23 protein-coding genes are annotated in these 26021 nt (G+C 72.2%); 10 read left to right on the top strand and 13 right to left on the bottom strand.

Annotated features, from left to right (window positions below; all coding sequences use genetic code 11):
* Positions 1–176: 176 nt before the first annotated feature.
* Positions 177–2135 (top strand): penicillin-binding transpeptidase domain-containing protein, encoded by a 1959-nt coding sequence (locus tag ABT336_RS03010; RefSeq protein ID WP_350894800.1) that lies wholly within the window; start codon positions 177–179, stop codon positions 2133–2135.
* A gap of 31 nt (positions 2136–2166) precedes the next feature.
* Here the strand turns inward: ABT336_RS03010 and ABT336_RS03005 are convergent, their stop codons facing one another.
* From ABT336_RS03005 to ABT336_RS02980, 6 genes are all read right to left on the bottom strand, one after another.
* Positions 2167–3234 (bottom strand): arginase family protein, encoded by a 1068-nt coding sequence (locus ABT336_RS03005; protein WP_350894799.1) that lies wholly within the window; start codon positions 3232–3234, stop codon positions 2167–2169.
* 90 nt (positions 3235–3324) lie between these two features.
* A complete protein-coding gene (locus ABT336_RS03000; protein ID WP_350894797.1) occupies positions 3325–4245 on the bottom strand; it encodes a tetratricopeptide repeat protein in 921 nt (306 codons plus the stop codon).
* Positions 4246–4344: 99 nt separating this feature from the next.
* Complete coding sequence (gene icmA, locus ABT336_RS02995; RefSeq protein ID WP_350894796.1) at positions 4345–6033, bottom strand: coenzyme B12-dependent isobutyryl-CoA mutase large subunit; 1689 nt, start codon at positions 6031–6033, stop codon at positions 4345–4347.
* 127 nt (positions 6034–6160) lie between these two features.
* The gene (locus ABT336_RS02990; RefSeq protein ID WP_350894795.1) at positions 6161–6574 is read right to left on the bottom strand and encodes an Asp23/Gls24 family envelope stress response protein; all 414 of its coding nucleotides are present in this window, start codon (positions 6572–6574) and stop codon (positions 6161–6163) included.
* 78 nt (positions 6575–6652) lie between these two features.
* Positions 6653–7588: a methylmalonyl Co-A mutase-associated GTPase MeaB gene (gene meaB, locus ABT336_RS02985; RefSeq protein WP_502891089.1), complete on the bottom strand. Its 936-nt coding sequence runs from the start codon at positions 7586–7588 to the stop codon at positions 6653–6655.
* Between the two features lie 101 nt (positions 7589–7689).
* On the bottom strand, positions 7690–8883 hold the full coding sequence (locus ABT336_RS02980) for an acetyl-CoA C-acetyltransferase (RefSeq protein WP_350894793.1): 1194 nt from the start codon (positions 8881–8883) through the stop codon (positions 7690–7692).
* 61 nt (positions 8884–8944) lie between these two features.
* On the opposite strand from ABT336_RS02980, the gene mce reads away from it, so the two are divergent.
* The 3 genes from mce to ABT336_RS02965 all read left to right on the top strand — a co-directional run bounded on the left by mce (position 8945) and on the right by ABT336_RS02965 (position 13295).
* Positions 8945–9418 carry a methylmalonyl-CoA epimerase gene (mce, locus tag ABT336_RS02975; RefSeq protein ID WP_350894792.1) on the top strand — a complete coding sequence of 158 codons (474 nt, stop codon included), beginning with the start codon at positions 8945–8947 and terminating at the stop codon, positions 9416–9418.
* A gap of 254 nt (positions 9419–9672) precedes the next feature.
* Positions 9673–10938 carry a cell division protein DivIVA gene (locus ABT336_RS02970; protein WP_350894791.1) on the top strand — a complete coding sequence of 422 codons (1266 nt, stop codon included), beginning with the start codon at positions 9673–9675 and terminating at the stop codon, positions 10936–10938.
* Positions 10939–11126: 188 nt separating this feature from the next.
* Positions 11127–13295: a coiled-coil domain-containing protein gene (locus tag ABT336_RS02965; RefSeq protein ID WP_350894790.1), complete on the top strand. Its 2169-nt coding sequence runs from the start codon at positions 11127–11129 to the stop codon at positions 13293–13295.
* A 90-nt stretch (positions 13296–13385) separates the two neighbouring features.
* On the opposite strand, the gene ABT336_RS02960 is transcribed toward ABT336_RS02965, so the two are convergent.
* The 4 genes from ABT336_RS02960 to ABT336_RS02945 form a co-directional block, all read right to left on the bottom strand.
* On the bottom strand, positions 13386–14195 hold the full coding sequence (locus tag ABT336_RS02960; RefSeq protein ID WP_350894789.1) for an alpha/beta hydrolase: 810 nt from the start codon (positions 14193–14195) through the stop codon (positions 13386–13388).
* Between the two features lie 66 nt (positions 14196–14261).
* A complete protein-coding gene (locus ABT336_RS02955; RefSeq protein ID WP_350894788.1) occupies positions 14262–14588 on the bottom strand; it encodes an Rv1322 family protein in 327 nt (108 codons plus the stop codon).
* 56 nt (positions 14589–14644) lie between these two features.
* Positions 14645–16309 (bottom strand): 3-hydroxyacyl-CoA dehydrogenase family protein, encoded by a 1665-nt coding sequence (locus ABT336_RS02950; protein ID WP_350894787.1) that lies wholly within the window; start codon positions 16307–16309, stop codon positions 14645–14647.
* A gap of 111 nt (positions 16310–16420) precedes the next feature.
* Positions 16421–16876 (bottom strand): FHA domain-containing protein, encoded by a 456-nt coding sequence (locus ABT336_RS02945; RefSeq protein WP_350894786.1) that lies wholly within the window; start codon positions 16874–16876, stop codon positions 16421–16423.
* A gap of 227 nt (positions 16877–17103) precedes the next feature.
* On the opposite strand from ABT336_RS02945, the gene ABT336_RS02940 reads away from it, so the two are divergent.
* Positions 17104–18600 carry an aldehyde dehydrogenase family protein gene (locus tag ABT336_RS02940; protein WP_350894785.1) on the top strand — a complete coding sequence of 499 codons (1497 nt, stop codon included), beginning with the start codon at positions 17104–17106 and terminating at the stop codon, positions 18598–18600.
* Positions 18601–18766: 166 nt separating this feature from the next.
* Here ABT336_RS02940 and nucS read toward each other — a convergent pair whose 3' ends face one another.
* Positions 18767–19426 (bottom strand): endonuclease NucS, encoded by a 660-nt coding sequence (gene nucS, locus ABT336_RS02935; protein ID WP_350894784.1) that lies wholly within the window; start codon positions 19424–19426, stop codon positions 18767–18769.
* A gap of 72 nt (positions 19427–19498) precedes the next feature.
* On the opposite strand from nucS, the gene ABT336_RS02930 reads away from it, so the two are divergent.
* From ABT336_RS02930 to ABT336_RS02915, 4 genes are all read left to right on the top strand, one after another.
* Entirely contained in the window at positions 19499–20116 is a 618-nt protein-coding gene (locus ABT336_RS02930; RefSeq protein ID WP_350894834.1) for a DUF4126 domain-containing protein, read from the top strand.
* Between the two features lie 126 nt (positions 20117–20242).
* A complete protein-coding gene (locus ABT336_RS02925; RefSeq protein ID WP_350894783.1) occupies positions 20243–21169 on the top strand; it encodes a polysaccharide deacetylase family protein in 927 nt (308 codons plus the stop codon).
* Between the two features lie 97 nt (positions 21170–21266).
* Positions 21267–22112, top strand: a complete 846-nt coding sequence (locus ABT336_RS02920; RefSeq protein WP_350894782.1) for an ABC transporter ATP-binding protein — start codon at positions 21267–21269, stop codon at positions 22110–22112.
* Positions 22112–22957 carry an ABC transporter permease gene (locus ABT336_RS02915; protein ID WP_350894781.1) on the top strand — a complete coding sequence of 282 codons (846 nt, stop codon included), beginning with the start codon at positions 22112–22114 and terminating at the stop codon, positions 22955–22957. The genes ABT336_RS02920 and ABT336_RS02915 overlap by 1 nt, the downstream gene beginning before the upstream one ends.
* 2 nt (positions 22958–22959) lie before the next feature.
* Here ABT336_RS02915 and ABT336_RS02910 read toward each other — a convergent pair whose 3' ends face one another.
* Positions 22960–23808: a 3-hydroxyacyl-CoA dehydrogenase family protein gene (locus ABT336_RS02910; protein ID WP_350894780.1), complete on the bottom strand. Its 849-nt coding sequence runs from the start codon at positions 23806–23808 to the stop codon at positions 22960–22962.
* Between the two features lie 72 nt (positions 23809–23880).
* The gene (gene murA, locus ABT336_RS02905; protein WP_350894779.1) at positions 23881–25305 is read right to left on the bottom strand and encodes a UDP-N-acetylglucosamine 1-carboxyvinyltransferase; all 1425 of its coding nucleotides are present in this window, start codon (positions 25303–25305) and stop codon (positions 23881–23883) included.
* Between murA and ABT336_RS02900 the strand changes: the two genes are divergently transcribed.
* Positions 25304–25876: a cob(I)yrinic acid a,c-diamide adenosyltransferase gene (locus tag ABT336_RS02900; RefSeq protein WP_350894778.1), complete on the top strand. Its 573-nt coding sequence runs from the start codon at positions 25304–25306 to the stop codon at positions 25874–25876. The two genes, murA and ABT336_RS02900, sit on opposite strands and share 2 nt — an antisense overlap.
* Positions 25877–26021: the final 145 nt, after the last annotated feature.

The following is a 26021-nucleotide window of genomic DNA, read 5'->3' as shown; positions in this document are numbered from 1 at the left end:
GAAGTCCTTTCACCCCTGGTGGGTAGCTGGGCGAACGGCTGGTGGATACCCAGTCGCGGGATTTTCATCACACCGGTCTCGTGCTCACTTCGCCGGGCCGCAGGACAGACGGGCCGGTGGGAGCTGGTCGGGTCGTACTAACGTGGCGGGGCGACCGCGACCCCAGGGAGCTGCCAATGGCGCGCGTACACCTGTCCCCCCGTCGTCGGGTCCGCCGACGCGTCGCCGCGTTCGCCGCCGCGTTGATGGCCGGCGGGGCGCTGGTCGGGTGTTCGGACAGTGACGGGCCGGAACGGAGCGTGGACGCCTTTCTCGCCGGATGGCGCTCCGGCGACCTCCACGAGCTCGGGTTCATCGACCCCACGGGGGCCCGGATCCGGGCCGAGGAGGTGTCCGCCGAGATCCAACAGCTCTCCGGGGAGTTGGCCAAGACCCCGCCCGAGCTGCGCCGGACCGGCGATCCGACGGTCACCCAGGATCTCGCCACCGCCGGGGTCCGGGTCGAGTGGACCCTCCCCGGCGACATCCGGTGGGGCTACGACCGCGAGGTCCGGCTACGCCGTGGCACCGACGACGGCTGGCAGGTGATCTGGGAGCCGAAGGTGATGCACGAACAGCTCACCAAGGGTGACCGGCTGGCGCTGCGGCGGGAACGGCCCACCCGGTCGGCGGTCCTGGACGGTGCCGGTGAACCGATCGTCACCCCCCGACCGGTGGTCCGGATCGGTGTGCAGCCGAGCGAGGTCACCGACGCCACCCGACTCACCCGGGACCTGACTGCCGCGTTCCAGGCTGTCAAACCGCCGATCACCCCGGCGGTCGACCTCTCCGACCTGCCCGAACGCCTCTCCGGGGCCGATCCGGAGGGTTTCGTCGAGGTGCTCACCCTCCGCCGGGACGCCTACGACCAGATCCGGGCCCGGATCCGCGACCTGCCCGGCACGAAGTTCCGCACCGAGGACCTCGACCTGGCCCCGACCCGGGAGTTCGCCCGGGCGCTGCTGGGCACCGTCGACCCGGCGACCGCCGAGGACCTCCAGGCCCATCCCGACCGGTACGCCCGAGGTGACCTGGTGGGCCACGGTGGGCTCCAGAGCCGGTACGACGAGCGGCTGCGCGGCGTGCCCGGAGCTTCGGTGGTGGTCCGGCAGACCCGACCCGACGGGACCGAGGTGACCGCCGAGGAGCCCCTGTTCACCGCGGAACCGCAGCCGGGGCAACCCCTGCGGACCACCATCGACGTACGGACCCAGAACGCCGCCGACGGGGCGCTGCGCGCCGAGAAACGCCGGGCGGCGCTGGTGGCGGTACGGATCAGCGACGGCGCGGTGCTGGCGGTGGCCAACGGCCCCGGGGCGGCCGGGGAGAACCTCGCCCTCTCCGCACAGGTCCCACCCGGCTCCACGTTCAAGGTGGTCAGTACGCTCGGCCTGCTCGACAAGGGCGCTGTCACCCTCGACGGTCGGGTGGACTGTCCGAAGACGTTCACCGTCGACGGCCGTTCCTTCTCCAACGCCGACGACTTCGACCTGGGCTCGGTCCCGTTCCGCACCCACTTCGCCCGGTCCTGCAACACCTCCTTCGCCGCCCTCGCCCCGCAGCTCGGCCCGGACGGCCTCGCCGAGACCGGCCGGACCCTCGGCCTGGAGGGCAGCTGGGACCTGGGCACCGACGTGTTCACCGGCAAGGTCTCCACCGGCGGCTCCGCGCCGGAGCAGGCCGCCGCCGCCTTCGGTCAGGGCACGACAGTGGTCAGCCCGATGGCCATGGCGGCGGCAACGGCGGCGGTGGCCCGTGGGCGGTGGGAGCAGCCGAAGCTGGTGACCGATCCCGCTCCGGCGCAGCCGGCCGCCCCCGGCCCGCAGCTGCGGGCCGAGTCGGTCGAGCCGTTGCGGACGATGATGCGGCAGGTGGTGACGGTCGGCACCGCCAAGGCGCTCTCCGAGGTGCCCGGCGGCCCGGTGCACGGCAAGACCGGCACCGCCGAGTACGACGACGACCCGGCCAACACCCACTCCTGGTTCGTCGGCTGGCAGGGCGACGTCGCCTTCGCCGTCTTCGTCGAGCAGGGCGGGTCCAGCGGCGACAGCGCCGTACCTGCCGCCGGACGTTTCCTGCGCGCCCTCCCCCGGTGACCACCACCGGTCCCGGGACGGGTCCGGCGGTTCAGGGTCGGGCCTCCCCCGCCACCGGCTCCGGGCGGTCGTCGGTGTCGGTGTCGGTGTCGGTGTCCGGGGAGGGTGGTTGCCGGGGCACCACCGGCTCCGGTCCCGGGGTCGGTTCCCGCTCCGGATCGGCTACGCCCGGCGGGGCGACGTCCAGGGTGGACACCGGGGAGAGGCCGGCGACCACGGCGTCGACGATCTCGGCGGCGTACCCACCGTCCGGGTCGTAGTCGGGGTCGAAGACTGTCAGCTCCACACCGAGGCAGTGCGGGGTGTCCACCAGACCGGCAAGGAGGATCTCCAGCTCGGTGAAGGCGATGCCGCCCGGTTCGGGGGCGTCGACGGCCGGCATCACCGCCGGGTCGAGGACGTCCACGTCGATGTGCACCCAGTACCCGGCGCAGTCGGTCAGCTGCTCGTGCGCCCACTGGGCGGTCCGGGCCGCCCCCTCGACCCGCAGCTCCGGCACGGGCCGGTTGACGATGCCGGCAGCCTGCAGGTCGAGGCGGTACTCGTCCTGGGGTCGGGTGCCGAGGACCACCACGTCGATGTCGCGGAAGTACGGCCGACGCCCCTCGATGGCCGCCAGGTCGGCCTGCCCCCGCCCGGTGACCAGGGCGAGGTCCTCCCCGGCCGCCGCACCCACGTAGGAGGCGTTGCCGGGATGCCGGAAGTCGGAGTGACCGTCCACGAAGACCAGGCCGACCCGCCCCCCGACGGACTCACCCAACCGGTGCATGGCCAGCGCCGAACCGATCAGCACCGAGCAGTCCCCGCCGAGGACCAGCGGGAACTCCCCCCGGTCGATGATCGAACCGATCCGGCCGGCCAGGGCTGTGGAGTACCCGGCGATCTCCCGGGCGTGACACACCCCGTCGCCGGGCCGCCAGTCGCCCGGATCGTACCGGGGTGGGGTGAGGCAACCGGCGTCCCGAGCACCCAGCCGGGCGATCAGGTCGTGGTCGCGCAGCGCCCCGGGTGCCTTTCCGCAACCGGGCACCGACGAGAAGGTGGGCGGACGCAGGCCGAGGTTGGTCGGCGCGTCGAGGACGGCGATCCGACGTCTCATGGCTTACGTCCTCCCGTCCCCGTTGCGGAAGGCGGGCCGGCGGCGCCGGCCCGCGCTACGACGATCCTGTGCGCGACGACCGGACCGTACTCAGAACAGGGCGCTGGCCAGGGCCCGCCGGGCCGAGGCGACCGCCGGATCGTCCGGGCCGGCGACGCTGAACAGCGACACCAGGTGTTGGCGCACCCGCTCCCGGTCCTCACCGGCGGTCCGCCGGACCAGGGCGACCAGGCGGGCGTAGGCGGCCTCGGCCTGCCCACTGAGCACCTCGACGTCGGCGGCGGTCAGGTGGGCGTCCACGGCGTCCGGGTCGGCCGCCGCGGCGGCGAGCGCCGCCGACGGGTCCGTACCGGCGACCCGACGGGCCAGCCCGACCTGGGCCAGGCCCGCCTCGGCGGCGGCGTCCGTCGGCGCCTCGGCGAGGATCTTGCGGTACGCCGTCTCGGCGGCGTCCAGGTCGCCGAGCATCAGGGCGTCGTCGGCCTCGTCGAGCCGGGGGTCGCCCGGCTGTTCGGCGGTGACCCCACCGGCGGTGAGGACCGCCTGGATCCACTGCCGCAGCTGTGCCTCCGGAACCACCCCGGAGAAGGCGTCGACCGGCTGCCCGCCGACCACCGCGTAGACCATCGGGATGCCCTGCACCCGGAACATCTGGGCGAGCCGGGGGTTGGCGTCGACGTCGACCTTGGCGAGCACCCAGGCCCCACCGCCCTCGGCGGCCAGCTTCTCCAACACCGGGGAGAGCTGCTTGCACGGCTGACACCACTCCGCCCAGAAGTCGACCACCACCGGTGTGGTCAACGAGCGTTCGAGGACCTCGGACTGGAAGGTCGCCTCGGTCACGTCGATCACTGTGACGCCGCCGTCGGATCCGGTCGGTGCGCCGGTGGGCGTCGGGCCGGTCGGGGACGGGGTGGCGGGACGGGCAGGGGCCGGTGCGGGGGTGCGCAGCGCGCTGAGGTCGACCGCGCCGCGGGTGAAGATCGACGAGGTGATCCGTGGGTCGCTCATGGTTATCTAGTCTCGCACGTACGCGCCGGAACACGGATCAGCCGCGACGCCGACAGTCGCCTCCCCCGCCGCTGCTCACCACCCCGCCGACCGGCGGGGTCAGAAGCGGGCGGGTTCACGGTAGACACCCCATTCGCCCCGCAACGCGTCACAGATCTCGCCGAGGGTGGCCTCGGCCCGGACCGCGTCCAGCATCGCCGGGATCATGTTCGCCTCCGTCCGCCCCGCCGCCACCATCCGTTCGAGGGCGGCCCGGACCGCGGCGGAGTCCCGGGCGGTCTTGCGCTCGGCCAACTCCCGGCGCTGCGCCGCCTCCACCTCGTGCGAGATCCGTAGGATCTCCAGGTCCTTGGCGACGGTGGCGGTGTGACAGTTGACCCCGACGATCCTCTTGTCGCCCTTCTCCAGCGCCTGCTGGTAGGTGAAGGCCGACTCGGCGATCTGGCCGGTGAACCACCCGTCCTCGATGCCCCGCAGGATGCCGGAGGTCATCGGACCGATCCGGTGCGTACCGTCCCCGCCGAGCTGCCGGATCCGGGCGAAGATCTCCTCCGCCTCGGCCTCGATCCGGTCGGTGAGCGCCTCGACGTACCAGGCACCGCCGAGGGGGTCTGCCACGTTCGTCACCCCGGTCTCCTCCATCAGCACCTGCTGGGTCCGCAGGGCGATCTCGGCGGATTCGTCGGTCGGCAGGGCCAGCGTCTCGTCCAGGGCGTTGGTGTGCAGCGAGTTCGTGCCGCCGAGCACCGCGGCCAGGGCCTCCACGGCGGTGCGTACGACGTTGTTGACCGGCTGTTGGGCGGTCAGTGACACCCCGGCGGTCTGGGTGTGGAACCGCAGCCAGAGCGCCTTCTCGCTGGTGGCGCCGTACACCTCGCGCAGCCACCGGGCCCAGATCCGGCGGGCGGCCCGGAACTTGGCGATCTCCTCGAAGAAGTCGACGTGCGAGTCGAAGAAGAAACTGAGGCCGGGGGCGAAGACGTTCACGTCCAGCCCCCGGGACAACCCCAGTTCGACGTAGCCGAACCCGTCGGCCAGGGTGTAGGCCAGCTCCTGCGCGGCGGTGGAGCCGGCCTCCCGGATGTGGTAGCCCGACACCGACAGCGGCTTGTACCGGGGGATCTCCCGGGCGCAGTACTCCATCAGGTCGCCGATCAGACGCAGGTGGGGTTCCGGCTCGAAGAGCCACTCCTTCTGCGCGATGTACTCCTTGAAGATGTCGGTCTGCAGGGTGCCGTCGAGCCGGGCCGGGTCGGCGCCCTGCCGCTCGGCGGCGACCAGGTACATGCAGAAGACCGGCACGGCCGGACCGGAGATCGTCATCGAGGTGGTCACCCGGGCCAGGTCGATGCCGTCGAAGAGCACCTCCATGTCGGCCGCCGAGTCCACTGCCACCCCGCAGTGTCCGACCTCGCCGAGCGCCTGCGGATCGTCGGAGTCCCGGCCCATCAGGGTCGGCATGTCGAAGGCGACAGAGAGCCCGCCGCCTCCCGCGCCGAGGATCATCTTGTACCGCTCGTTGGTCTGCCGGGCGTTGCCGAAGCCCGCGAACTGCCTGATCGTCCAGGTCCGCCCCCGGTAGCCGGTCGGATGCAACCCCCGGGTGTACGGGTACTCCCCCGGCCACCCGATCCGGTCGAAGCCGGGGTGGGCCACGCCCTCCGGTGGGCCGTACACCGGGTCGACAGTCATGCCGGACAGGGTGGTGAAGTCGGCGTCCCGCTTGCGGGAGGCGTCGTACCGGGCCTGCCAGCGGGCCCGACCGGCAGCGATCTCGTCGGCGTTCATGCGCGGGGGTCCTCCGTGAGTCCTCGACTGGCATCGAGTGTAGAGCCCCAACTGAACGATCGCTAAGTTCCGCGTCGCGCAAGCACCCCGGGCACGCGCGTACGGCATGGAGACGACAGGCGTACGGTCAGGCGCCGGACTCGGGCGTGTCGGTGAAGGCGACGTCGTCGACCCGGATGTTGATCTCGTCGACGCGCAGTCCGTACGCCTCGACCGCCTCGGTCACCCGCGCCCTGACCTCGTCGACCACCTGCGGGACCGGGTGCCCGGCGACTGTCACCAGCACCAGGTTGATCAGCACCGCCCCGTCGGTGATGTGCGCCGAGCAACCCCGCCGGGCGTCACCGACCTGGTCGAGGCCGACCCGGTCCAGGACGGAGTTGACGAACCGGGCGAGGTCGCCACCGAGTTCCGCGACGCCCGGCACCGACTTCGTGGCTGCCACCGCGATCTTCTCCACCACCTCGGTGGAGATCCGCGTCTGCCCACCCGCCACGGTGCCAGCGTTCAGGGACAGTTCCTGGGTGTTCTCGAAGTTCACGTCCCACTCCCCTGTCGTCGCCGGCCGGCAGCCCCCGACCGCAAGGAGCGTACCGGCCGCGACCTCCGCTGTGGACGGTCAGGATCCGAGCTGGGCGAGGAGTTCGTCGGCGGCGGTGTACGGGTCGAGGGTGCCCTCGGCGACCTTCGCGGCGAGGGCGGCGAGCTGCGTACCGTCGCGGAGGGAACCGATGCGGGCGCGCAGCGCGCCGAGCGCGATCGCCTCGACCTCGGCGGCGGCCCGCGCCTCCCGACGGCGACGCAGTTCGTCGTGTTCGACCAGCCAGGTCCGGTGCTTGTCGAGGGCGGCCACGAGGTCGTCGATGCCCTCGGCGCGGGCGGCGACGGTCCGGACCACCTGCGGACGCCACTGGCCGGGCCCCCGCTCCCCCAGGGCGAGGTTGCCCTGGATGTCGCGGACCGTGGCGTCGGCGCCGTCCCGGTCGGCCTTGTTGACCACGAAGATGTCGGCGATCTCCAGGATGCCGGCCTTGACCGCCTGGATCGCGTCGCCCATCCCCGGAGCGAGCAGCACGAGTGTGGTGTCGGCCAGGGAGGCGACCTCCACCTCGGCCTGCCCGACCCCGACCGTCTCGACGAGCACGACGTCGCAGCCGGCACCTTCGAGGACCCGGACCGCCTGCGGGGTGGCGGCGGAGAGCCCGCCGAGGTGCCCCCGACTGGACATCGACCTGATGTAGACGCCGGGGTCGGTGGCGTGGTCCTGCATCCGGACCCGGTCGCCGAGGATCGCGCCGCCGGTGAACGGACTCGACGGGTCGACGGCCAGCACCCCGACCCGGTGTCCCCGGGCCCGCAGCGCCCGGACCAGCTCGTTCGTGGTGGTCGACTTGCCCACCCCGGGCGACCCGGTCAACCCCACCACCCGGGCCCGCCCGGCGAAGGGGGCCAGCGCCGCCGCGATCTCGGGCAGCAGGGTGTCACCCGACTCGACCAGGGTGATCAGCCGGGCCACCGCGCGCGGGTCACCGTCGCGGGCCCGCGCCACCAGCAGGGGTACGTCCCGACTCCGGCGGACCGGACCAGGGGTGGACGGCGGTGCGCCACCCGTGGCTACGGAGCCCGGGGCGGGCTCCTCGACGCGTCCGCCCACGGTCAGCTCTCGCCGCCTGCCGGCACGTGGATGATCAGCGCGTCGCCCTGGCCACCGCCGCCGCAGAGCGCCGCCGCGCCGGTGCCGCCGCCCCGCCGCCGCAGCTCCAGCGCGAGGGTGAGCACCAGCCGGGCCCCGGACATGCCGATCGGGTGCCCCAGGGCGATCGCCCCACCGTTGACGTTGACGAGGTCGGGGCTGACCCCGAGGTCACGGGTGGACTGGATACCGACCTGCGCGAACGCCTCGTTGATCTCGATCAGGTCCAGGTCGGCGACGGCCAGTCCGGCCTTGCGCAGCGCGTGGGTGATGGCGTTGGCCGGCTGGGAGTGCAGCGAGTTGTCCGGCCCGGCGACGTTGCCGTGCGCGCCCACCTCGGCCAGCCAGGTCAGCCCCAGTTCCTTGGCCTTGGCCTTGCTCATCACCACGACCGCCGCCGCCCCGTCGGAGATCGGCGAGGACGTCGCGGCGGTGATCGTGCCGTCCGGGGCGAAGGCCGGCCGCAACCGGCCCAGCGACTCGGCGGTGGTGTCCGGGCGGATCCCCTCGTCCTCGCTGATCACCAGGGGTTCGCCCCTGCGCTGCGGGATGACGACCGGGGTGATCTCGTCGGCGAAGTGCCCGTTCTTCTGGGCAGCGGCGGCCCGCTGGTGGCTGGTCGCGGCGAAGGTGTCCTGGTCGGCGCGGGTGATGCCGTGCCGGGCGCCGTGCCGCTCGGTGGACTCCCCCATCGAGCAGTCGTCCCACGGGTCGGAGAGCCCGTCGAGCGCCATGTGGTCGGCGAGCGTCACGTCACCGTACTTGTATCCGGAGCGCTGGCCCCGCAGCAGGTGCGGGGCGTTGGTCATCGACTCCATGCCCCCGGCGACCACGATGTCGAACTCGCCGGCCCGGATCAGCTGGTCGGCCAGGGCGATCGCGTCCAGGCCGGACAGACACACCTTGTTGACCGTCAGGGCCGGTACGGACATCGGCACACCGGCCGCCACCGCCGCCTGGCGGGCCGGGATCTGTCCCGTGCCGGCCTGGAGCACCTGACCCATGATCACGTACTGCACCTGGTCGGGAGCGACGCCGGCCCGCTCCAGCGCCGCCCGGATCGCGACACCGCCGAGCTCGGTCGCGGAGAGGTCCTTGAGGTTTCCCAGCAGGCGGCCCATCGGGGTCCGCGCGCCGCTGACGATCACCGAAGCCATACCTGCCTCCGAGGGGGTGCCGACCTGTACGCCTGAACGATTGTTCGGCCAGACTAGCGCCATGGCTGAGAACACCCCCGTCGAGCCCGCTGCGGAACATCTCACAGGGATCGGGCTGCTCCGTATCGACCACGTCGGCATCGCCGTCGCCGACCTGGACGAGGCGATCGACTTCTACCGACGTACCTTCGGGATGCGCTGCGTGCACGTCGAGACCAACGACGAGCAGGGCGTACGCGAGGCGATGCTGGCGGTCGGGCCGACCGCCGAGGGCGGCTGCGTGCAGCTGCTCGCCCCGCTGACCCCGGAGTCGACCATCGCCCGGTTCCTCGACCGCAACGGGCCCGGCGTGCAGCAGGTGGCATACACGGTCGCCGACGTCGACGTCGCCGGTGCGGCGCTGCGCGAGCGGGGACTACGCCTGCTCTACGACTCCCCGCGCCGGGGCACCGGGGGTTCCCGGATCAACTTCGTACACCCGAAGGACGCCGGTGGGGTCCTGGTCGAGCTGGTCCAGCCGGCCGAGGAGCACTGACCGGTTCGGCGGCCGGCCGTCGGCCATTGCGCCGAGGACGTCGATTGTTTTCCACACCGGAGACCCGATGCCCATTCCGGCTGTCGTGACAAAGCGTTACCACCGGTCCCCGGCCCCAATTCGGGCGGCCCGACGAGGCCGTCCGGCGGGCCGGGGACCTGCCAAGATCGCCCAGGGACTTGACCATGTAAAGAGGACACGAAAGCGGCGACCACTCTTGCGAAGCACCCTGGGGCGTCTGCGAGTATGTCCCAATGCCCCAGCAGCAGTCCTCCCCTCTTGCGTTCTTCGATAACGCGAACTCGCAGCCGGATTTCACCGTTGGCCTGCGCGGATACAACGTCGGACAGGTCGACGACTTCATCGGGCGGCTCACCGCCGCGCTGACCCAGTCCGAGCAGGCCCGGGCCGAGGCCGAGCAGCGGATGAACGACGCACAGCGCCGGCTCCGCCAGGCCGAGCAGCGCCAGGCCGCGCTCGAGCAGAAGATCACCGAGACCAACAAGCAGCTTGAGGAGAACAGCCGGCCGACCCTGTCGGGCCTGGGCACCCGGGTCGAGCAGATCCTGCGGCTGGCCGAGGAGCAGGCGAACGACCACCGCAACGAGGCCAAGCGCGAGTCTGAGGGCATCCTCTCCGCCGCCCGGCTAGAGGCGCGCGAGATCACCGACAAGGCCCGCGCCGAGGCCGCCGCGATGAAGGCCACCGCCGAGCGGGAGGCGGGCGGGGTCCGGACCGCCGCCGAGCGGGAGGCCGCCGAGGTCCGGGTGCAGGCCCGCCGGGAGGCCGACACCCTGCGCTCCGACGCCGAGCGGGAGACCAAGCAGCTGCGCACTGTCACCGCGCACGAGGTGGCGGAGCTCAAGTCGACCGTCGAGCGTGAGGTGGCGACGCTGCGGGCGACCGCCGAGCGGGAGATCACCCAGCAGCGGGCCAAGGCCGCCCGCGAGGCGGAGGAGAAGCGCGCCGAGGCGACCAAGCTGCTCACCGACGCCCGGGACAAGCGGGACAAGGACCTCCAGGCGCTCGAACTGCAGCTCGCCGAGCGTCGGGAGAAGGCCGAGCGGGAGGAGTCGGAGCGGCACGCCGCCCAGGTGGCGCAGACCCAGAAGCTGGTCAGCGAGGCCGAGCAGCGCGCCCGCGCCGCCCAGGAGCGGGCCAAGGAGATCGAGCAGCGGGCCGAGGCGCGCCGGGTCGAGTCGGAGCGGACCGCCAACGAGACCGTCGACAAGGCCAAGGCGCTGTCGGAGAAGACCCTCAACGAGGCCAAGGCGGAGGCGAAGCGGCTGCTCACCGAGGCGCGGACCGAGGCGGAGCTGACCACCCAGGCCGCCCGCCGCGAGGTCGAGGACCTCACCCGGCAGAAGGACGCCGTCACCTCGCAGCTCGGCCAGATGCTCTCCGGTCTCGCCGGGATCGTGCCGGGCGTCCCGCCGGGCCAGTCGGCCGAGAAGGCGGAGAACGCCCCCGCCCCGGCCGAGGGTGGACAGGAGCGGGTCGCCGCGGAGAAGTCCAACTGACGGCCGCCGCGGGGACCGCTGCGGGGCATGCGACAGGGCGCGGGGTGACACCGGGTGACCGGTGTGACCCCGCGCCGTATTTGCGCATCAGGTACCGTCTTTTCCCGTAGGGACGCATCAGTGAACTAGGTCCCATCGGGGGCGTCTGTATCGCCCCAGCGAAGCCGGACGCGTGTGAGGATGGGTGCATGTCGCACGGCGAGGAACTGTTCTCTCTGGGCGGGGAAGTGACGACGGAGCCCAGCTTCGAGTCCGCCCTGCGGGGGTACGAGAAACGACAGGTCGACCGGTACGTCACTCGCGCCGAGCACGAGATCGCCACACTGGCGACCGAGCGCGAACAGGCCTACACGCAGATCCACAAGCTGGCCGGTCAGGTCGAGGTGCTCCAGCGGGACCTCGCCCAGGCCCGCAAGCAGGTGGGCGTGGTGGACCAGGCCTCGTTCCGTCATCTCGGTCCCCGGGTGGAACAGATCCTCGCCCTCGCCGAGGAACAGGCGGAGGCGATCCTGCTCGCCGGGCACGAGGAGATCCAGGCCCGCCGCGACGCGGCCGAGGGGATCATCGAGGAGGCCCGCGAGCAGGCCGACAAGGTGCTCCAGGACTTCGAGATCGCCCTGTCGGCCCGGCGCGCCGAGGAGGAGCGGCAGAGCGCCGCCCGCCGGGCCGAGGCCGAGGCCACGGTCCGGGCCGCCCGGCAGGAGGGTGCGCAGCTGCGTCGGCAGGCGCAGGAGGCGATGGCAAAGGCCGAGCAGGAGGCCACCAAGCTCCGCGACGCCGCCAAGGAGATCCACAACCGGGCGCAGCAGGAGGCCACCAAGCTGCGTGAGGCGGCGAAGGAGGCGCTGGCCCGGGCCCAGCAGGAGGCCGCCGGGCTGCGGGACACCGCCAAGGAGGTGCACGCCAAGGCCCAGCAGGAGGCCAAGCGCCTCATCGACTCCGCGACCGAGGCGGGGCGGGCCACCCACGCCAAGGCCCAGCAGGAGGCCAAGAAGGCCATCGACGAGGCCACCGAGGCGGGCAAGGCGACCCGGGAGAAGGCCCGGCAGGAGGCCGAGCGGGTCACCACCCAGGCCGCCGAGGCGGCCACGCGCAGCCGCGCGGAGACCGAGAACTACGTCCAGCGGATGCGGGGCGAGACCGAGGCGTACGTCCAGCACGCCCGGACCCAGACCCAGCAGGAGTTGGGTGCCTGGCGGGCCGGGGTGGAGAAGGAGGTCAACGGTCGGCGTGAGGCCGCCGACCGCGAGTTGACCCGACGCCGGACCGAGGCCGAGGCCGAGTACACGAAGCGCCGCGAGGAGCTGGTCGGTCAGCACAAGGCCCGCCGGGACGAGCTGGAGCAGCAGCACACGGCCCGGCACGAGGAGCTGGAGCAGAAGCACAAGACCCGGCAGGACGAGCTGGAGAAGCAGTACCAGGCCCGGCGCGAAGAGGTCGAGCAGGGTGCCGCCCAGATCCGGGAGGTCGCCGAGCGCGACGCCGCCACAGTCCGTCGGCAGGCCGAGGAGAAGGCCGCCGAGCTGCTCAAGCGCGCCGAGTCCGAGGCCACCGAGAAGCGCCGTAAGGCCGACGAGCACGTGGCGACGTCCCGGCGGCAGTTCGAGGAGTACGCGGCGACCACCCAGCAGGCGTTGGCCACCACCCAGCAGCATCTCGCCGCCAGTCAGCAGGAGGCGGCGGCCAGCCGCCAGCAGCTCGCCAAGGTGATGCTGGAGATCGCCCAGGCCCAGCAGGAGCTCGCCGACCTGCGACAGGAGACCTGGCGGTCCCGTCAGGAGTCCGACGAGTTGCAGCTGAAGCTGCTCGGCCTCCGCCAGGAGGCGGGCACCGGGACGGCCGCAGCCGACAGCGGTACGGCCCCGAAGGCGGAGGACCCGAAGCCCGTCACCGGCAAGGTCACCGGAACCGCCACTGTCGTCTCGAAGGGCGTCGCCTCCGTGGAGGCGGCCTCGGTGAACGGCACGAGCCAGGACCCCCTGCCCACGTCCGGCGAGGCGGCCACGGCGAAGGACCCCAAGACGGGCGGCCCGGCCCAGACGAAGGGCCCCAAGACGGGCGGCCCGGCCCCGGCGAAGACCCCCGAGCCGGTCGGCGCGGCGGCCAGGGGCACCAAGTCCGGTGCCGAGCCCACTGTCACCCGGCCGGTCGCCGAGCCGGTCAGCACGGTGGAGGCCGGCAGTCCCAGCGCCGGCGTCGACGGCGAGCCCACTGTCGCGGCGGTGCCGGGCGAGGGTGGTCGGGGTGCCACCCCGACCAAGATCACCAGCACCGGGGAGAAGACCAAACGGCCCACCAAGCCGACCACCGACGAGCGCAGCGCCAGCCCGAGCAAGGTCACAGTCGAGTCGGAGTGACCGCCGACGTCGGAGACGACGTCCTGGACCGGCCCGGCGATGCCGTCGGGTCGGTCCCGGACCCCGACGCCGGGCCGGACCGGTCGGGGATCAGGCGGTGGGTTCGGTTTTCGGACCCGGTACGGGGGTGTCGGCGAAGGCGGCGACAGTCCGGTCGGCGTACCCGCTGACGTCCCCGGTCTCCATCGGGCCGTCCCACGTCGTGGGCAGGGGCACCGACGCCTCCGGAGCGACCCGGCGGACCACCTCGTCGAGGACGGTCTCGGCGTCGCCCACCCAGAGATGCTTGGCCCCGGGCACCCCGACCACCTCGGCCTGTGGGATCGCGGTGAACCGTCGCCGCGCCTCGTCCGGGCGCAGATAGTCGTCGAACTCGGGTACCACGGCGGTGAGTCGCTTGCCGGACCCGGCCCAGGTGGCGAGGTCGTCTTCGGTGGAGTAGCGCAGCGGCGGGGAGAGCAGGATCGCGCCGACCACCGCCGGGTCGCAGCCGTGCTTGAGCGCCAGATCGGTGCCGAACGACCAGCCGAGCAGCCAGAGGTTCGGCAGCTCCGCGAACTCGGCGTACTCGATCGCGGCGGCCACGTCGTACCGTTCACCGACGGCGTTGTCGAAGGCACCCTCGCTGGTGCCCCGGAGGCTCGTCGTGCCCCGGGTGTTGAACCGCAGGACGGCCAGGTCGGCCAGGGCGGGCAACCGCCAGGCCGCCTTGCGGAAGACGTGGCTGTCCATCATCCCGCCGTGGGTCGGCAGCGGGTGCAGGCAGATCAGGGTGGCCACCGGCTCGCGTCGCTCGGGTCGACTCAGCTCGCCGACCAGGCGTAGTCCGTCGGCGGTGTGCAACTCGATCTCCTCCCGCCGGCTGGGCAGGATGGAGGACGCGCGGATCGGAGTGCTCACCCCTCCAGTGTGGCGGGGGCCGTCGGTCGCCGCGCGCCGGGGCCGAAACCGGGTGACGAAGATCCCTCAGCCGTACCGAGGGGCGCCCCGGCCCCGGTGCAGGCCGGGTCCACGCCGGTCGCGCGCCCGCCAACAACCGCTGTGCCAGTGTCGGCGGTCGGTCAGGTCTCCGCGCTCGTCGGCCGGCCAGGCCACCACGTGTGGCACACCGGGACGGATCTCCTGGTCACAGCCGGGGCACCGGTACGTCTTCGCCGACGCCCCACCGCTGACACCCCGGACCTGCCACTCCCCGTCGCGCCACTGCTGGACGGTGGGTACGCCGTGGCGTACCCGGTCGGCGTCCAGGTGCGCGGTCTCGTCCTGGCGGGGACGGTTACGACGGGGGCTCACCTTCCCAGCGTACGGGTGGCCGGCGCGTCCCGACGCGGGCGACTCGCTCGGCGCTGTCAGTGCTCGCGGAACCCCCGACCGGTCCGGCGCCCCAGGTGGCCCGCGATGACCAGGTGCTCCAGCAACGGCGCCGGGGCCAGGCCCGGTTCCCGCTGCTCCCGGTGGAGTTCGCTGGCGACGGTCAGGGCGACGTCCAGCCCGATGGTGTCCAGCAGCTCGAAGGGGCCGGTGGGGTATCCGCAGCCCAGCTTCATCGCGTTGTCGATGTCGTCGACGGAGGCGTAGTTCGCCTCCAGCATCCGTACCGCGTCGTTGAGGTATCCGACGACGAGCGCGTCGACGACGAGACCGGCCCGGTCCCCGCAGACCACGACGCTGCGGCCCAGGGCTGCGCAGAGCGCCCGCACGGCTGCCACCGCCCGCGCCGAGGATCGGACGGTCCGGACGATCTCGGCGAACGCCCCCGCCCGGGTCGGCTCGTGCAGGTGGAGCCCGACCACGTCCGCCGGCCGACCGGTCGCCATTGCCAGGTCGATCACGGGTGTCGCGGCGGTGGTGACGAGCACCGCCTCTGGCTTGCAGACCCCGGCCAGGGCGGCGAGGAGCGCGGCGCGGTCGCGGGGCTCCCCGGCCACCGCCTCGATCACCAGGTCGACGTCGGCCAACGGGGTCAGCGCTGTCGGCTCCCCGGCCACCGTCACCACCTCGTGGCCGGCCTCGGTGCACGCGGTGGCGAGTCCGGTGGCCCGGGCGTCGGAGCCGACGATCGCGATCCTGGCCACCGGGGGGACCCCGTCGGCGGCCGACCCGTCGACGGGGTCCGGGGTCGCGTCGTCGGCGACGACCACCGGGGAGCCCGGCCGCTCGTAGGTGTAGAAGCCGCGGCCGGTCTTACGACCGAGCAGGCCGGCGGTGACCATCTGGCGCAGCAGGGGCACCGGCGCGTGTCTGCGGTTACGGCCGCCACGTCGGTACATGGTGTCGAGGATCTGGTACGCGGTGTCCAGGCCGATCAGGTCCAGCAGCGCGAACGGTCCCATCGGCAGGCCGGCGCCGAGCCGCATGGCGAGGTCGACGTCCTCCCGGGTGGCGTACCCCGCTTCGATCATGGCGACGGCCTGGTTGAGGTACCCGAACAGCAGGGCGTTGGCGATGAATCCGGCCCGGTCGGCGACTGTGACGCCGACCTTGCCCAGCCGGGCGCAGAGTCCCTCCACGTCGGCCACCACCTCAGCCGAGGTGACGACGGTCCGGATCACCTCGACCAGCTTCATCACCGGGGCCGGGTTGAAGAAGTGCACGCCGACGACCCGGTCGGGGCGGCCGGTGGCGACGGCGATCTCGGTGACGCTGAGCGAGGAGGTGTTCGTGGCCAGGATCGCCTCGGGTCGGCAGATCCGGTCCAGCTCGGCGAAGAGCTGCCGCTTGACCTCCAGCCGCTCGGGTACGGCCTCGACGACCAGGTCGACGGCGTGCAAGGCGTCCAGCCCGACGGCGAAGTGCACCCGCCCCAGCAACTCGTCGCGGTCGGCGGGGTCGAGCCGCCCCTTGGCCACGGCCCGGTCGGTGGAGCGGTCGAGGTTCGCCCGGCCCAGGTCGAGGGCGGCGTCGGAGATCTCCACCGCGACGACGTCGACGCCACTGCGGGCGAAGACCTCCACGATGCCGGCCCCCATGGTGCCCAGCCCTACCACGCCCACGCTGGCGAAGTCCCGCCCCACGACCGGCCCTCCTGTCGCTCGTACCGTCGTCGACGGTCCCCTCAGGTCCTGGCCGCGAGTCTGCCACGGAACACAGGTCGTCGGGGTAGGGCGGGGGCGTGGGCGGGCAGGTCACCGGCTGGTTCCGGCCGCCTCCGACTCGATCAGCCCGGACTCGACGGGGCGGCGGGGAGCCGGTACGGGCATCGGCAGCGTCGTCCGGTGCGGACGGCGTGCCGGGTCCAGGCGCAACCCCACGGGGTCGGTCCGGGCCAACCCTGGGTCGAAGTAGCGGAGCTCGGTCCGACCCAGCCGGATGACGTCACCGTCGGCGAGCTGTTCGACGTCGGCGATCCTGCGGTCGTTGAGCCAGGTCCCGTTGGTGGAACCGAGATCGACCAGGGACGTCTCGGCTCCGGTACGCCGGACCGCCGCGTGCCGTCGACTCAGATGTGGATCGTCGACGACGACGTCCGACGACGGCGCCCGGCCGATCACCAACGGATCCGCCCGGATCCGGAAGCTCGCCCCGCGCATCGGTCCAGCGGCCACGGTCAACAGCGGCAGCAGTTCCGGGAAATCCTCCATGGACAGCCCACCTCCCCACCTATGTCACCCTCCGCGTCAGCGTGCCAGCCCAACGTAGTCACCAGCACCACTGACCGGTCAGCTCGGCGACTCCAGCCGGTCATCTCCCGTTAGCCAGTTCGGACAGTGAGTGTGATCGGGTTCTGATCCTCTCGTCCGGGACGAAAGCCGCTCGACCGAAGGGAACACTCCTACCGACGGGTAATCAACGGGTCTAGACTTCCGACATGACGGCTGTTCAGGTTCCGGGCGTGCCCACTGTCGCCGACGGCCGGTTGGTCTCGACCAACCCCGCGACCGGTGTGGAGGCCGGGCGGGTGCCCGTCGCCACCCCCGCCGACGTCGAGCGGGCCGTCGAGACCGCACGGTCGGCCGGGCAGTGGTGGGCCGGGCTCGGCTTCGCCGGACGGCGTGCCCACCTGCTGCGGTGGCGGACCCTGCTGGCCCGACGGATCGAACAGCTCGCCGAGCTGATCCACGCCGAGGGCGGCAAGCCGGTCGCCGACGCCGTCGTCGAGGTACTCACCGCGATCGAGCACATCGACTGGGCGGCCCGCAACGCCCCCCGGGTGCTGGGCCACCGCCGGGTCCGGTCCCGGCTGATCCTCGCCGAGTTCTCCGGCCACCTCGAATACCAGCCGTACGGCGTGGTCGGGGTGATCGGCCCGTGGAACTATCCCGTCTTCACCCCTGTCGGCTCCGCCGCGTACGCGTTGGCCGCCGGGAACGCTGTGGTGCTCAAGCCGAGCGAGTACACCCCCGTGGTCGGCCAGTGGCTCGTCGACAGCTTCGCCGAGGTGGTGCCCGAGCGGCCGGTCCTGGCGGCGGTGCACGGGCTCGGCGACGTGGGAGCCGCGCTCTGCCGCTGCGGCGTCGACAAGCTGGCCTTCACCGGCTCACCGCAGACCGCCCGGGCGGTGATGGCCGCCTGCGCCGAGTCGCTCACGCCGGTGCTGTTGGAGGCCGGCGGCAAGGACGCCATGATCGTCGACGTCGACGCCGACCTGGACGCCGCCGCCGAGGCCGCCGTCTGGGGCGGGCTGACCAACGCCGGTCAGACCTGCATCGGCATCGAGCGGATCTACGTCGTCGAGCCGGTCTTCGACGCGTTCCTCGCCAGGGTGGTGGAGCGGGCCGGGCGGCTGACCGTCGGCGCCGACGACGCCGACATCGGACCGATCACCATGCCCGCCCAACTGGACGTGATCCGGCGGCACATCGACGACGCGCTGGCCCGGGGTGGTCGGGCGGTGCTGGGCGGGGCGGACGCGGTCCAGCCGCCCTACGTCAGGCCGACAGTGCTCGTCGACGTCCCCGCCGACGCCGACGCCGTACGGGAGGAGACCTTCGGCCCGACCCTCGTCGTCGACCGGGTACCCGACGCGGACACGGCCCTCGCCCGGGCCAACGCCCTGCCGTACGGGCTGGGTGGTGCGGTGTTCGGGCGGCGACGGGCGGTGGCCGTGGCCCGACGGCTGCGGTCGGGGATGGCGTCGGTGAACTCGGCGCTCACCTTCGCCGGCATGTCCACGCTCCCCTTCGGCGGGGTCGGCGAGTCCGGGTTCGGACGGATCCACGGCGAGGACGGACTCCGGGAGTTCGCCCGGGCCAAGGCCATCACCCGTCGCCGGGCCCGTTCCCTGCTCCCCGCGACCACCTTCGACCGCACCGACGCCGACGTCGCCCGCCTGGTCAAGGTCACCAAGGCCGTCTACGGCCGCTGACGCCGGTCGGCGGCCTAGCAACGCGGGTCCCCCGCGTGAGCGACGGTGGTCTCTTGCGTGAGCGACGGTGGTCCCCCGCGTGAGCGACGCGGGTCCCCTGACTGAGGGGCGGCGGTGGTTCCCCGGGTGAGGGACACTGTGGTCCCCCGGGTGAGGGACACTGTGGTCAGAACAGGGTCAGCTCGTCGCGTTCGATGCCACGCAACTTGTCGTAGTCGACCACCACGCACCGGATCCCCCGGTCGGTGGCGAGCACCCGGGCCTGCGGCTTGATCTCCTGGGCCGCGAAGACGCCGGTGACCGGGGCGAGCAGCGGGTCCCGGTTCATCAGCTCCAGGTAGCGGGTCAACTGCTCCACGCCGTCGATCTCACCGCGCCGCTTGACCTCGACGGCGACAGCGCCGGAGTCGGCGTCGCGGCACAGCAGGTCGACCGGGCCGATGGCGGTCATGTACTCCCGCCGGACCAGCGTGTACCCCTCACCCAGGGCCGTCGGGTTGGCGGCGAGCAACTCCTGCAGGTGCGCCTCCACCCCGTCCTTGCGCAACCCCGGGTCCACCCCGAGCTCGTACGAGGTGTCCTGGAAGACCTCCTCCAGGGTGATCCGCAGCTCCTCGCCGGCCTTGTTCACCACCCGCCAGACGCCGGGCGACTCCTGCAACCGGCAGGGTGGGCTCATCCAGTTCAGGGGTTTGTACGCCCGGTCGTCGGCGTGGATGGACACCGACCCGTCGGCCTTCACCATCAACAGACGAGTGGCCGGCGGCAGGTGAGCCGAGAGCCGTCCGACATAGTCCACCGAGCACTTCGCAATCACCAACCGCACCCGAGGAGGGTAGCCCAGGGCCCGCCCCCTCGCCCAAGAGCAGCACTGGCGTGCCGGTGCCATGCTGAGATGGTGCTCGAAGTTCTCACCGGCTCCGGCCTGGCCGCCTCGGCGGGGCTCAACGCCTACATCCCGCTGCTCGTGATGGGTCTGCTGGCCCGCTACACCGACGCCATCGCGCTCCCCGGTGGTTGGCAGTGGCTCGGCAACGGGTGGGTGATGGCGATCCTGGCCGTGCTGCTGGTGGTCGAACTGGTGGCGGACAAGGTGCCGGTGGTCGACCACGTCAACGACGTGGTGCAGACGGTGGTCCGGCCGACCGCCGGCGGGTTGGCCTTCGGTGCCGGGGCCGGCTCCGAGACGGTCACCGTCACCGACCCCGGCGAGTTCGTCTCCACCCACCAGTGGGTGCCGGTGCTGGTGGGTGTGCTCATCGCGCTCGGCGTACACCTGCTCAAGTCGGCCGCCCGGCCGGTGATCAACGCGGCGACCGCCGGGGTCGGGGCCCCGGTGGCGAGCACCGCCGAGGACGCCACCAGCGTGATCGTCTCGCTGGCCGCGATCCTGCTGCCCGTACTGGTGCTCGTCTTCCTGGTCGGTCTGGTGTTCTTCGTCGCCTGGTTCCTCCGCCGCCGCGCCGACCGGCGTCGGGACCGCCGGGCCGCCCGGCAGGGTCACCTCCGGAGCTGAGGACCGGATACCCCCACCGGTCGGGGTGTCCGCCCTGCTGACGCGGCCGGGTGGACGGGCGGGGTCCGGCCGGGGGCGGGGCGCTGCGATGATCTGCCGGTGTCGGTGAGAAAGTCACACGTTTCCGTGGGGATCGTCGCGGCGGTCGTGGCGGCGGCCACCCTGCTGTTCGTCGGGGCGGGGCCGCAGCGGGAGGCGGCGCAGGCGGAGTTCGTCCTGCCGACCGGTGTCCCCGGCGGCGGCGGGCCGGACGGCGGGGAATCGGGGAACGGCGGGCGGGGCGAGACGGGCCCGGACGGCGACGGCCCCGGGGGCGGACCGACGACGGGCGGCCCCGACCAGCCGGGATCGGTCCCGGGCGCCTCCCCGGTGGGGAGTCGGCCACCGGTGGTCGACCACGGTCCCCGGCGGGGTGACCTGGTCGCGCTCACCTTCGACGCGGACATGACCGAGGCGATGCGCTACCAGCTACGCAGCGGGGCGGTGCGGTCGTACGCGAACCTGGCCATCATCGACCTGCTGGAGCGGGAGCGGGTGCCGGCCACCTTCTTCCTCACCGGCATGTGGGTCGAGCAGTACCCCGAGGTGACCCGGAGACTCGCCGACAACCCCCGCTTCGAGTTGGCCAACCACACGTACGCCCACCATGCGTTCGTCAGGGACTGCTACGGACTGCCGTACCGGCCCGCCGAGGCGCTGACCGCCGACGCGAGCCGGACCTTCGACGTCATCGCGCCCTACGGCGGCCGACAGACCCGGTACTTCCGGTTCCCCGGGCTCTGTCACGACCGGGCCGCACTCCGGGCGCTGGCCCCGCTCGGGGTCACTGTCGTCGACGGTGACGTGGTCAGCGGGGACCCCTTCGCCACCGCCTGGCAGCCGATCGTCAAGGCGGTGCTGGACGGCGTACGCCCCGGTTCGGTGATCGTCCTGCACGTCACCGAGGCGAACGCGCCGATGACCGACGAGGCGCTGCCGCACATCCTGGCCGGGCTCGCCGAACGCGGCCTCACCCCGGCACCGCTGTCCGAGGTGTTGGCCGGGGGCGGGTGAGCCGGGGCGCAGCCGCAGGCCCGAGGGACGGACCGGAGACGTGACGGCCGGCACCCCGACGGTCACCAGCGGTTCGGTACGAGGAACACTTGGTCGCATGGACGAGGAGCTGGCGATCTCCGTACGCGGACTGCGCAAGGCGTACGGCGACAACGTCGCGGTGGCCGACGTGGATCTCGCGGTCCGGCGCGGTGAGGTCTTCGCCCTGCTCGGGCCGAACGGGGCGGGCAAGACCACGACGGTGGAGATCCTGGAGGGGTTCCGCCGACGCGACGCCGGTGAGGTGTCGGTGCTCGGTGTCGACCCGGCCCGACCCGGCCCGGACTGGCGGTCCCGGGTCGGCATCGTGTTGCAGGGCACCGGCGAGTTCGACGAGTTGAACGTCGGTGAGGTGGTCCGGCACTTCGCCGGGTTCTACGCCGACGCCGACGACCCGGACAAGGTCATCGAGCGGGTCGGCCTGGGGGCCAAGAAGCGGGCCCGGACCCGTACGCTCTCCGGCGGACAGAAGCGCCGTCTGGACGTGGCGTTGGGCATCGTCGGCCGACCCGAACTCCTCTTCCTCGACGAGCCGACCACAGGCTTCGACCCGGAGGCGCGTCGGGAGTTCTGGGAGCTGATCCGGGACCTCTCCGCCGGTGGCACCACCATCCTGCTCACCACGCACTACCTGGACGAGGCGGAGCTGCTGGCCGACCGGGTCGGGGTGATCGCCGCCGGTCGGGTGATCGAGGTGGCCACCCCGGACCGGCTGGGCGACAGGCACCAGGCCCTGGCCACCGTCTCCTGGCGTACGCCGGACGGGGTGGTGCAGAGCACGCAGAGCGCGACGCCGACGGCGCTGGTGGCGGAGCTGGCCGGGCGCTTCGACGGCGAGGTGCCCGGGCTCACCGTCACCCGGCCCACCCTGGAGGACATCTACCTGCGGATGATCGGACACTGATGACCGCCACCACGAAGTCGGCCACCCCGGTCACCGCCCCGGGGTCGGCGACGACCAGCCCGGTCGCGTTGGCCCTGCGGCAGGGCCGGTTGGAGATCACCCAGTTCCTGCGCAGCCGGGAGTCCGTCGTCTTCACGATGGGCTTCCCGATCATCATGATCCTGATCTTCGCGTCGATCTTCAACGACGACATCGCGCCCGGGGTCAGCTACACGCAGTACTTCATCACCGGCATGATCGCGACCGGCCTGATGACAGTGAGCTTCCAGAACCTCGGCATCTGGATCCCGATCGAACGGGACCGGGGGATCCTCAAGCGGTACCGGGGCACCCCGATGCCGAAGTGGGCGTACTTCGCCGGCAAGGTGATCATGGTGGTGACCATCGGGGTGGCGGAGATCGCCCTGCTGCTCGCCTTCTCGGTCGCCCTGTTCGACCTGGAACTACCGGGGACCGCAGCGAAGTGGCTGACCTTCGGCTGGGTCTCGGTGCTCGGGGTGACCGCCTGCACCCTGCTCGGGATCGCCATCTCCTCGCTGGCCCGGACCGCCCGCAGCGGCTCGGCCGTGGTCACCCCGGTCGCCCTGGTGCTCCAGTTCATCTCCGGGGTGTTCTTCGTCTTCACCAGCCTGCCCAGCTGGATGCAGCAGGTGGCGGCGATCTTCCCGCTCAAGTGGATGTGCCAGGGGCTGCGCTCGGTCTTCCTGCCGGACAGCTTCGGCGCCCAGGAACCCGGCGGCTCCTTCGAGCTCGGCCGGGTCGCCCTGGTCCTGGTCGCCTGGTGCATGGTCGGGCTGGTTCTCTGCCTCACCACCTTCCGCTGGACCGGCAAGCGCGACGGCTGAGGTCAGTAGGTGTAGAAGCCCTTGCCGCTCTTGCGGCCCAGGTCACCGGCGGCGGCCATGCGCTGGAGCAGCTCCGGGGGGAAGAACTTCCCGTCGGCGGTGTCGGTGTAGATGTTCTTCGTGGCGTTGAGGAGCACGTCGACCCCGGTCAGGTCGGTGGTGGCCAGCGGCCCCATGGCATGGCCGAACCCGAGCCGGCAGGCGGTGTCCAGATCCTCCGCCGAGACCACCCCGGCCTCGACCAGCGCCACCGCCTCCATCACCAGCGCGGCGATCAACCGGGTGGTGACGAACCCGGCGATGTCCCGGTTCACCACGACGACCGTCTTGCCGATCCCCTCGGCGAAGTCCCGGGCCACGGCCAGGGTCGCGTCGCTGGTCTTGTAGCCCCGGACCAGTTCGCAGAGCTTCATCATCGGCACCGGCGAGAAGAAGTGGGTGCCGACGACCGCCTCCGGCCGCTGGGTGACCGCCGCGATCTGGGTGACCGGGATGGCGGAGGTGTTCGTGGCCAGCACCGTGTCCGCCCCACAGAGCTTGTCCAGGGCGCGGAACACCTCCTGCTTGATCTCCAGCTTCTCGAAGACCGCCTCGACCACCAGGTCGGCCTCGGCGACCGCCTCCAGGTCGGTGGTCGGGGTGATCCGCGCCAGCGTCGCGTCGACCTCCGAGGCCTCGATCCGGCCCTTCTCGGCGAACTTCTCCAGCGAGGTACGGATACCGGCCAGGCCCCGCCCGGTGGCCGCCTCGTCCAGGTCGCGCAGTGTCACCTGCCAGCCCGCCTGCGCCGCCACCTGGGCGATACCGGACCCCATCAGCCCGGCACCGACGACCGCGAGTCGACCCGTCATCTGTTCCTCCCTCGCCCGAATGGATGTCTCCCAGCACCCTAGTCGGCGAGCCTGAACGATGCCTCAGTCGGCTCAGATCTCCAGCACCGGCTCCTCGGCCGCCCGGCCGCGCCGCACCTCGACGCCGAGGGCCCGCAGGTCGGCAACGAAGTCCGGATAACCCCTGTCGACGTGGTGCACGTGGGAAACCTCGGTGACCCCGTCCGCGCAGAGCCCGGCGATGATCAGTCCGGCCCCGGCCCGGATGTCGGTGGCCTGCACCGGAGCGCCGGAGAGCTGCGCCCGCCCGCGTACCACGGCGTGGTGGCCGTCGGTCTTGATGTCGGCACCCAGTCGCATCATCTCGTTGGCGAACATGAAACGACCGTCGAAGATGTTCTCGGTGATCAGGGACGCCCCGTCGCTCACCGCCGCCAGCCCGATCGCCATCGGCAACAGGTCGGTGGCGAAACCCGGGTACGGCAGGGTCACCACGTCCACCGCCGTCGGACGGTCGTCCATCCGGACCCGGAAGGCGTCCGGCCGGGTCTCCACCAACCCGCCGGCCGAGATCAGCTTGTCCAGGGCGACCTCCAGGAAGGCCGGATCGGCACCGGTCACAGTGACGTCGCCACGGGTCATCGCGGCGGCGAAGGCCCACGTCCCGGCCACGATCCGGTCCCCCACAGTGGCGTGCCGCACCGGCCTGAGCTCCGGTACGCCCTCGATGTGCAGTGTCGAGGTGCCCTCGCCGGAGATGTTCGCACCCATCCGGATCAACATCGAGCAGATGTCGACGATCTCCGGTTCCCGGGCGGCGTTGTCGATCACCGTGACGCCGTCGGCCAGCACCGCCGCCATGACCAGGTTCTCGGTGGCTCCGACGCTCGGGAAGTCCAGCATGATCTCCGCGCCGTGTAGACCGTTCGGGGCGTCGGCGATGACGAACCCGTGCTCACCGGAGATCTCGGCACCCATCCGGGTCAGCCCGGCGATGTGCATGTCCAGCCCACGGGAGCCGATGGCGTCCCCGCCCGGGTGGGCCACCCGGACGTGCCCCCGACGGGCCAGCAGGGGGCCGAGGACACAGATGGACGCCCGCAGCCGCCGGACCAGGTCGTAGTCGGCCTCCACACCCGGGGCCTCGGGCACCCCGATGCTCACCGAACGGGACCGGGCGGCCCCACCTGCGGCGGCCATCGGGTCGACCGGGTCGTCGGCGTCGAACCGTACGTCACAGCCGAGACGACGCAGGACCTCGCCCATGATGGCGATGTCGGTGATCCGGGGCACGTTGGTGATCATGTTGTGGCCGGGGGCGAGCAGTGCGGCGGCCATCAGCTTCAACGCCGAGTTCTTGGCCCCCACGACGTGCACCGTCCCGGCCAGCCGGGCGCCACCCTCGACCCGGATGACGTCGACGTCACCCGTCGCCGGGTCGCCGACCACCCCCGCCCCGGCGGCGGGATCGGGTCGTGGCGGGATCGACAGGTCGGGAATCCGTAGGCTGTGCGACATGGCCGTCCACCTCACGCGCATCTACACCAGGGCCGGCGACGCCGGCACGACCAGGTTGAGCAACAACGAGCAGGTAGCGAAGACCGATCCGCGCATCGTCGCGTACGCCGACGTCGACGAGTGCAACGCCGCGATCGGCGTGGCCCTCGCCCTCGGTGACCTCGACGAGGAGCTTCGAGCGGTCCTCGGGTCGATCCAGAACGACCTGTTCGACGTCGGGGCGGACCTCTCCACCCCGATCGAGCCCGATCCGAAGTACCCCCCGCTGCGGGTGACCGAGGAGTACGTGGAGCGCCTTGAGGGCTGGTGCGACGAGTACAACGCGCGCCTGAGCAAGCTCGACTCCTTCATCCTCCCCGGCGGCACCGCAGGAGCGGCACTGCTGCACGTGGCACGGACGATCGCCCGGCGAGCCGAGCGGGCGGCCTGGGGCCTGGTCGCGCACGACCCGGACCGCACCGCCACTCTCCCGGCAAAGTATCTCAACCGGCTCTCGGATCTGCTCTTTATCCTGTCAAGAACGGCAAATCCGGCAGGAGATGTGCTATGGGTCCCCGGCGGTAAGCGCTGACCCCGACGAGAGTCCCGGCTCGGGCCTGCCCGAACCACGGCGAAGAGGCCGGCGGGCGGGCCGGGCCGGATCACGCGGGGAGGCCGGCGGCTCGGGGCTGGGTCGGCCTCCCCCGCCCCGGGCGGGCGGGGGAGGGGCCCGTCAC

Source organism: Micromonospora sp. NPDC000207 (genome assembly GCF_040300925.1).
Classification (GTDB): Bacteria; Actinomycetota; Actinomycetes; order Mycobacteriales; family Micromonosporaceae; genus Micromonospora.
The sequence above is the reverse complement of the archived record's forward strand: the minus strand, read 5'-3'. Positions and strand labels throughout refer to the sequence as shown.

Coding starts and splice junctions, on each gene's coding strand:
- ABT336_RS03000 (WP_350894797.1), bottom strand. CDS start 4,245: ATGAGCGACCCACGGATCACCTCGTCGATCTTCACCCGCGGCGCGGTC.
- ABT336_RS02940 (WP_350894785.1), top strand. CDS start 17,104: ATGACGGCTGTTCAGGTTCCGGGCGTGCCCACTGTCGCCGACGGCCGG.
- ABT336_RS02915 (WP_350894781.1), top strand. CDS start 22,112: ATGACCGCCACCACGAAGTCGGCCACCCCGGTCACCGCCCCGGGGTCG.
- ABT336_RS02945 (WP_350894786.1), bottom strand. CDS start 16,876: ATGGAGGATTTCCCGGAACTGCTGCCGCTGTTGACCGTGGCCGCTGGA.
- ABT336_RS02970 (WP_350894791.1), top strand. CDS start 9,673: ATGCCCCAGCAGCAGTCCTCCCCTCTTGCGTTCTTCGATAACGCGAAC.
- ABT336_RS03005 (WP_350894799.1), bottom strand. CDS start 3,234: ATGAGACGTCGGATCGCCGTCCTCGACGCGCCGACCAACCTCGGCCTG.
- ABT336_RS03010 (WP_350894800.1), top strand. CDS start 177: ATGGCGCGCGTACACCTGTCCCCCCGTCGTCGGGTCCGCCGACGCGTC.
- icmA (WP_350894796.1), bottom strand. CDS start 6,033: ATGAACGCCGACGAGATCGCTGCCGGTCGGGCCCGCTGGCAGGCCCGG.
- ABT336_RS02910 (WP_350894780.1), bottom strand. CDS start 23,808: ATGACGGGTCGACTCGCGGTCGTCGGTGCCGGGCTGATGGGGTCCGGT.
- murA (WP_350894779.1), bottom strand. CDS start 25,305: ATGTCGCACAGCCTACGGATTCCCGACCTGTCGATCCCGCCACGACCC.
- ABT336_RS02980 (WP_350894793.1), bottom strand. CDS start 8,883: ATGGCTTCGGTGATCGTCAGCGGCGCGCGGACCCCGATGGGCCGCCTG.
- ABT336_RS02965 (WP_350894790.1), top strand. CDS start 11,127: ATGTCGCACGGCGAGGAACTGTTCTCTCTGGGCGGGGAAGTGACGACG.
- mce (WP_350894792.1), top strand. CDS start 8,945: ATGGCTGAGAACACCCCCGTCGAGCCCGCTGCGGAACATCTCACAGGG.
- ABT336_RS02920 (WP_350894782.1), top strand. CDS start 21,267: ATGGACGAGGAGCTGGCGATCTCCGTACGCGGACTGCGCAAGGCGTAC.
- ABT336_RS02900 (WP_350894778.1), top strand. CDS start 25,304: ATGGCCGTCCACCTCACGCGCATCTACACCAGGGCCGGCGACGCCGGC.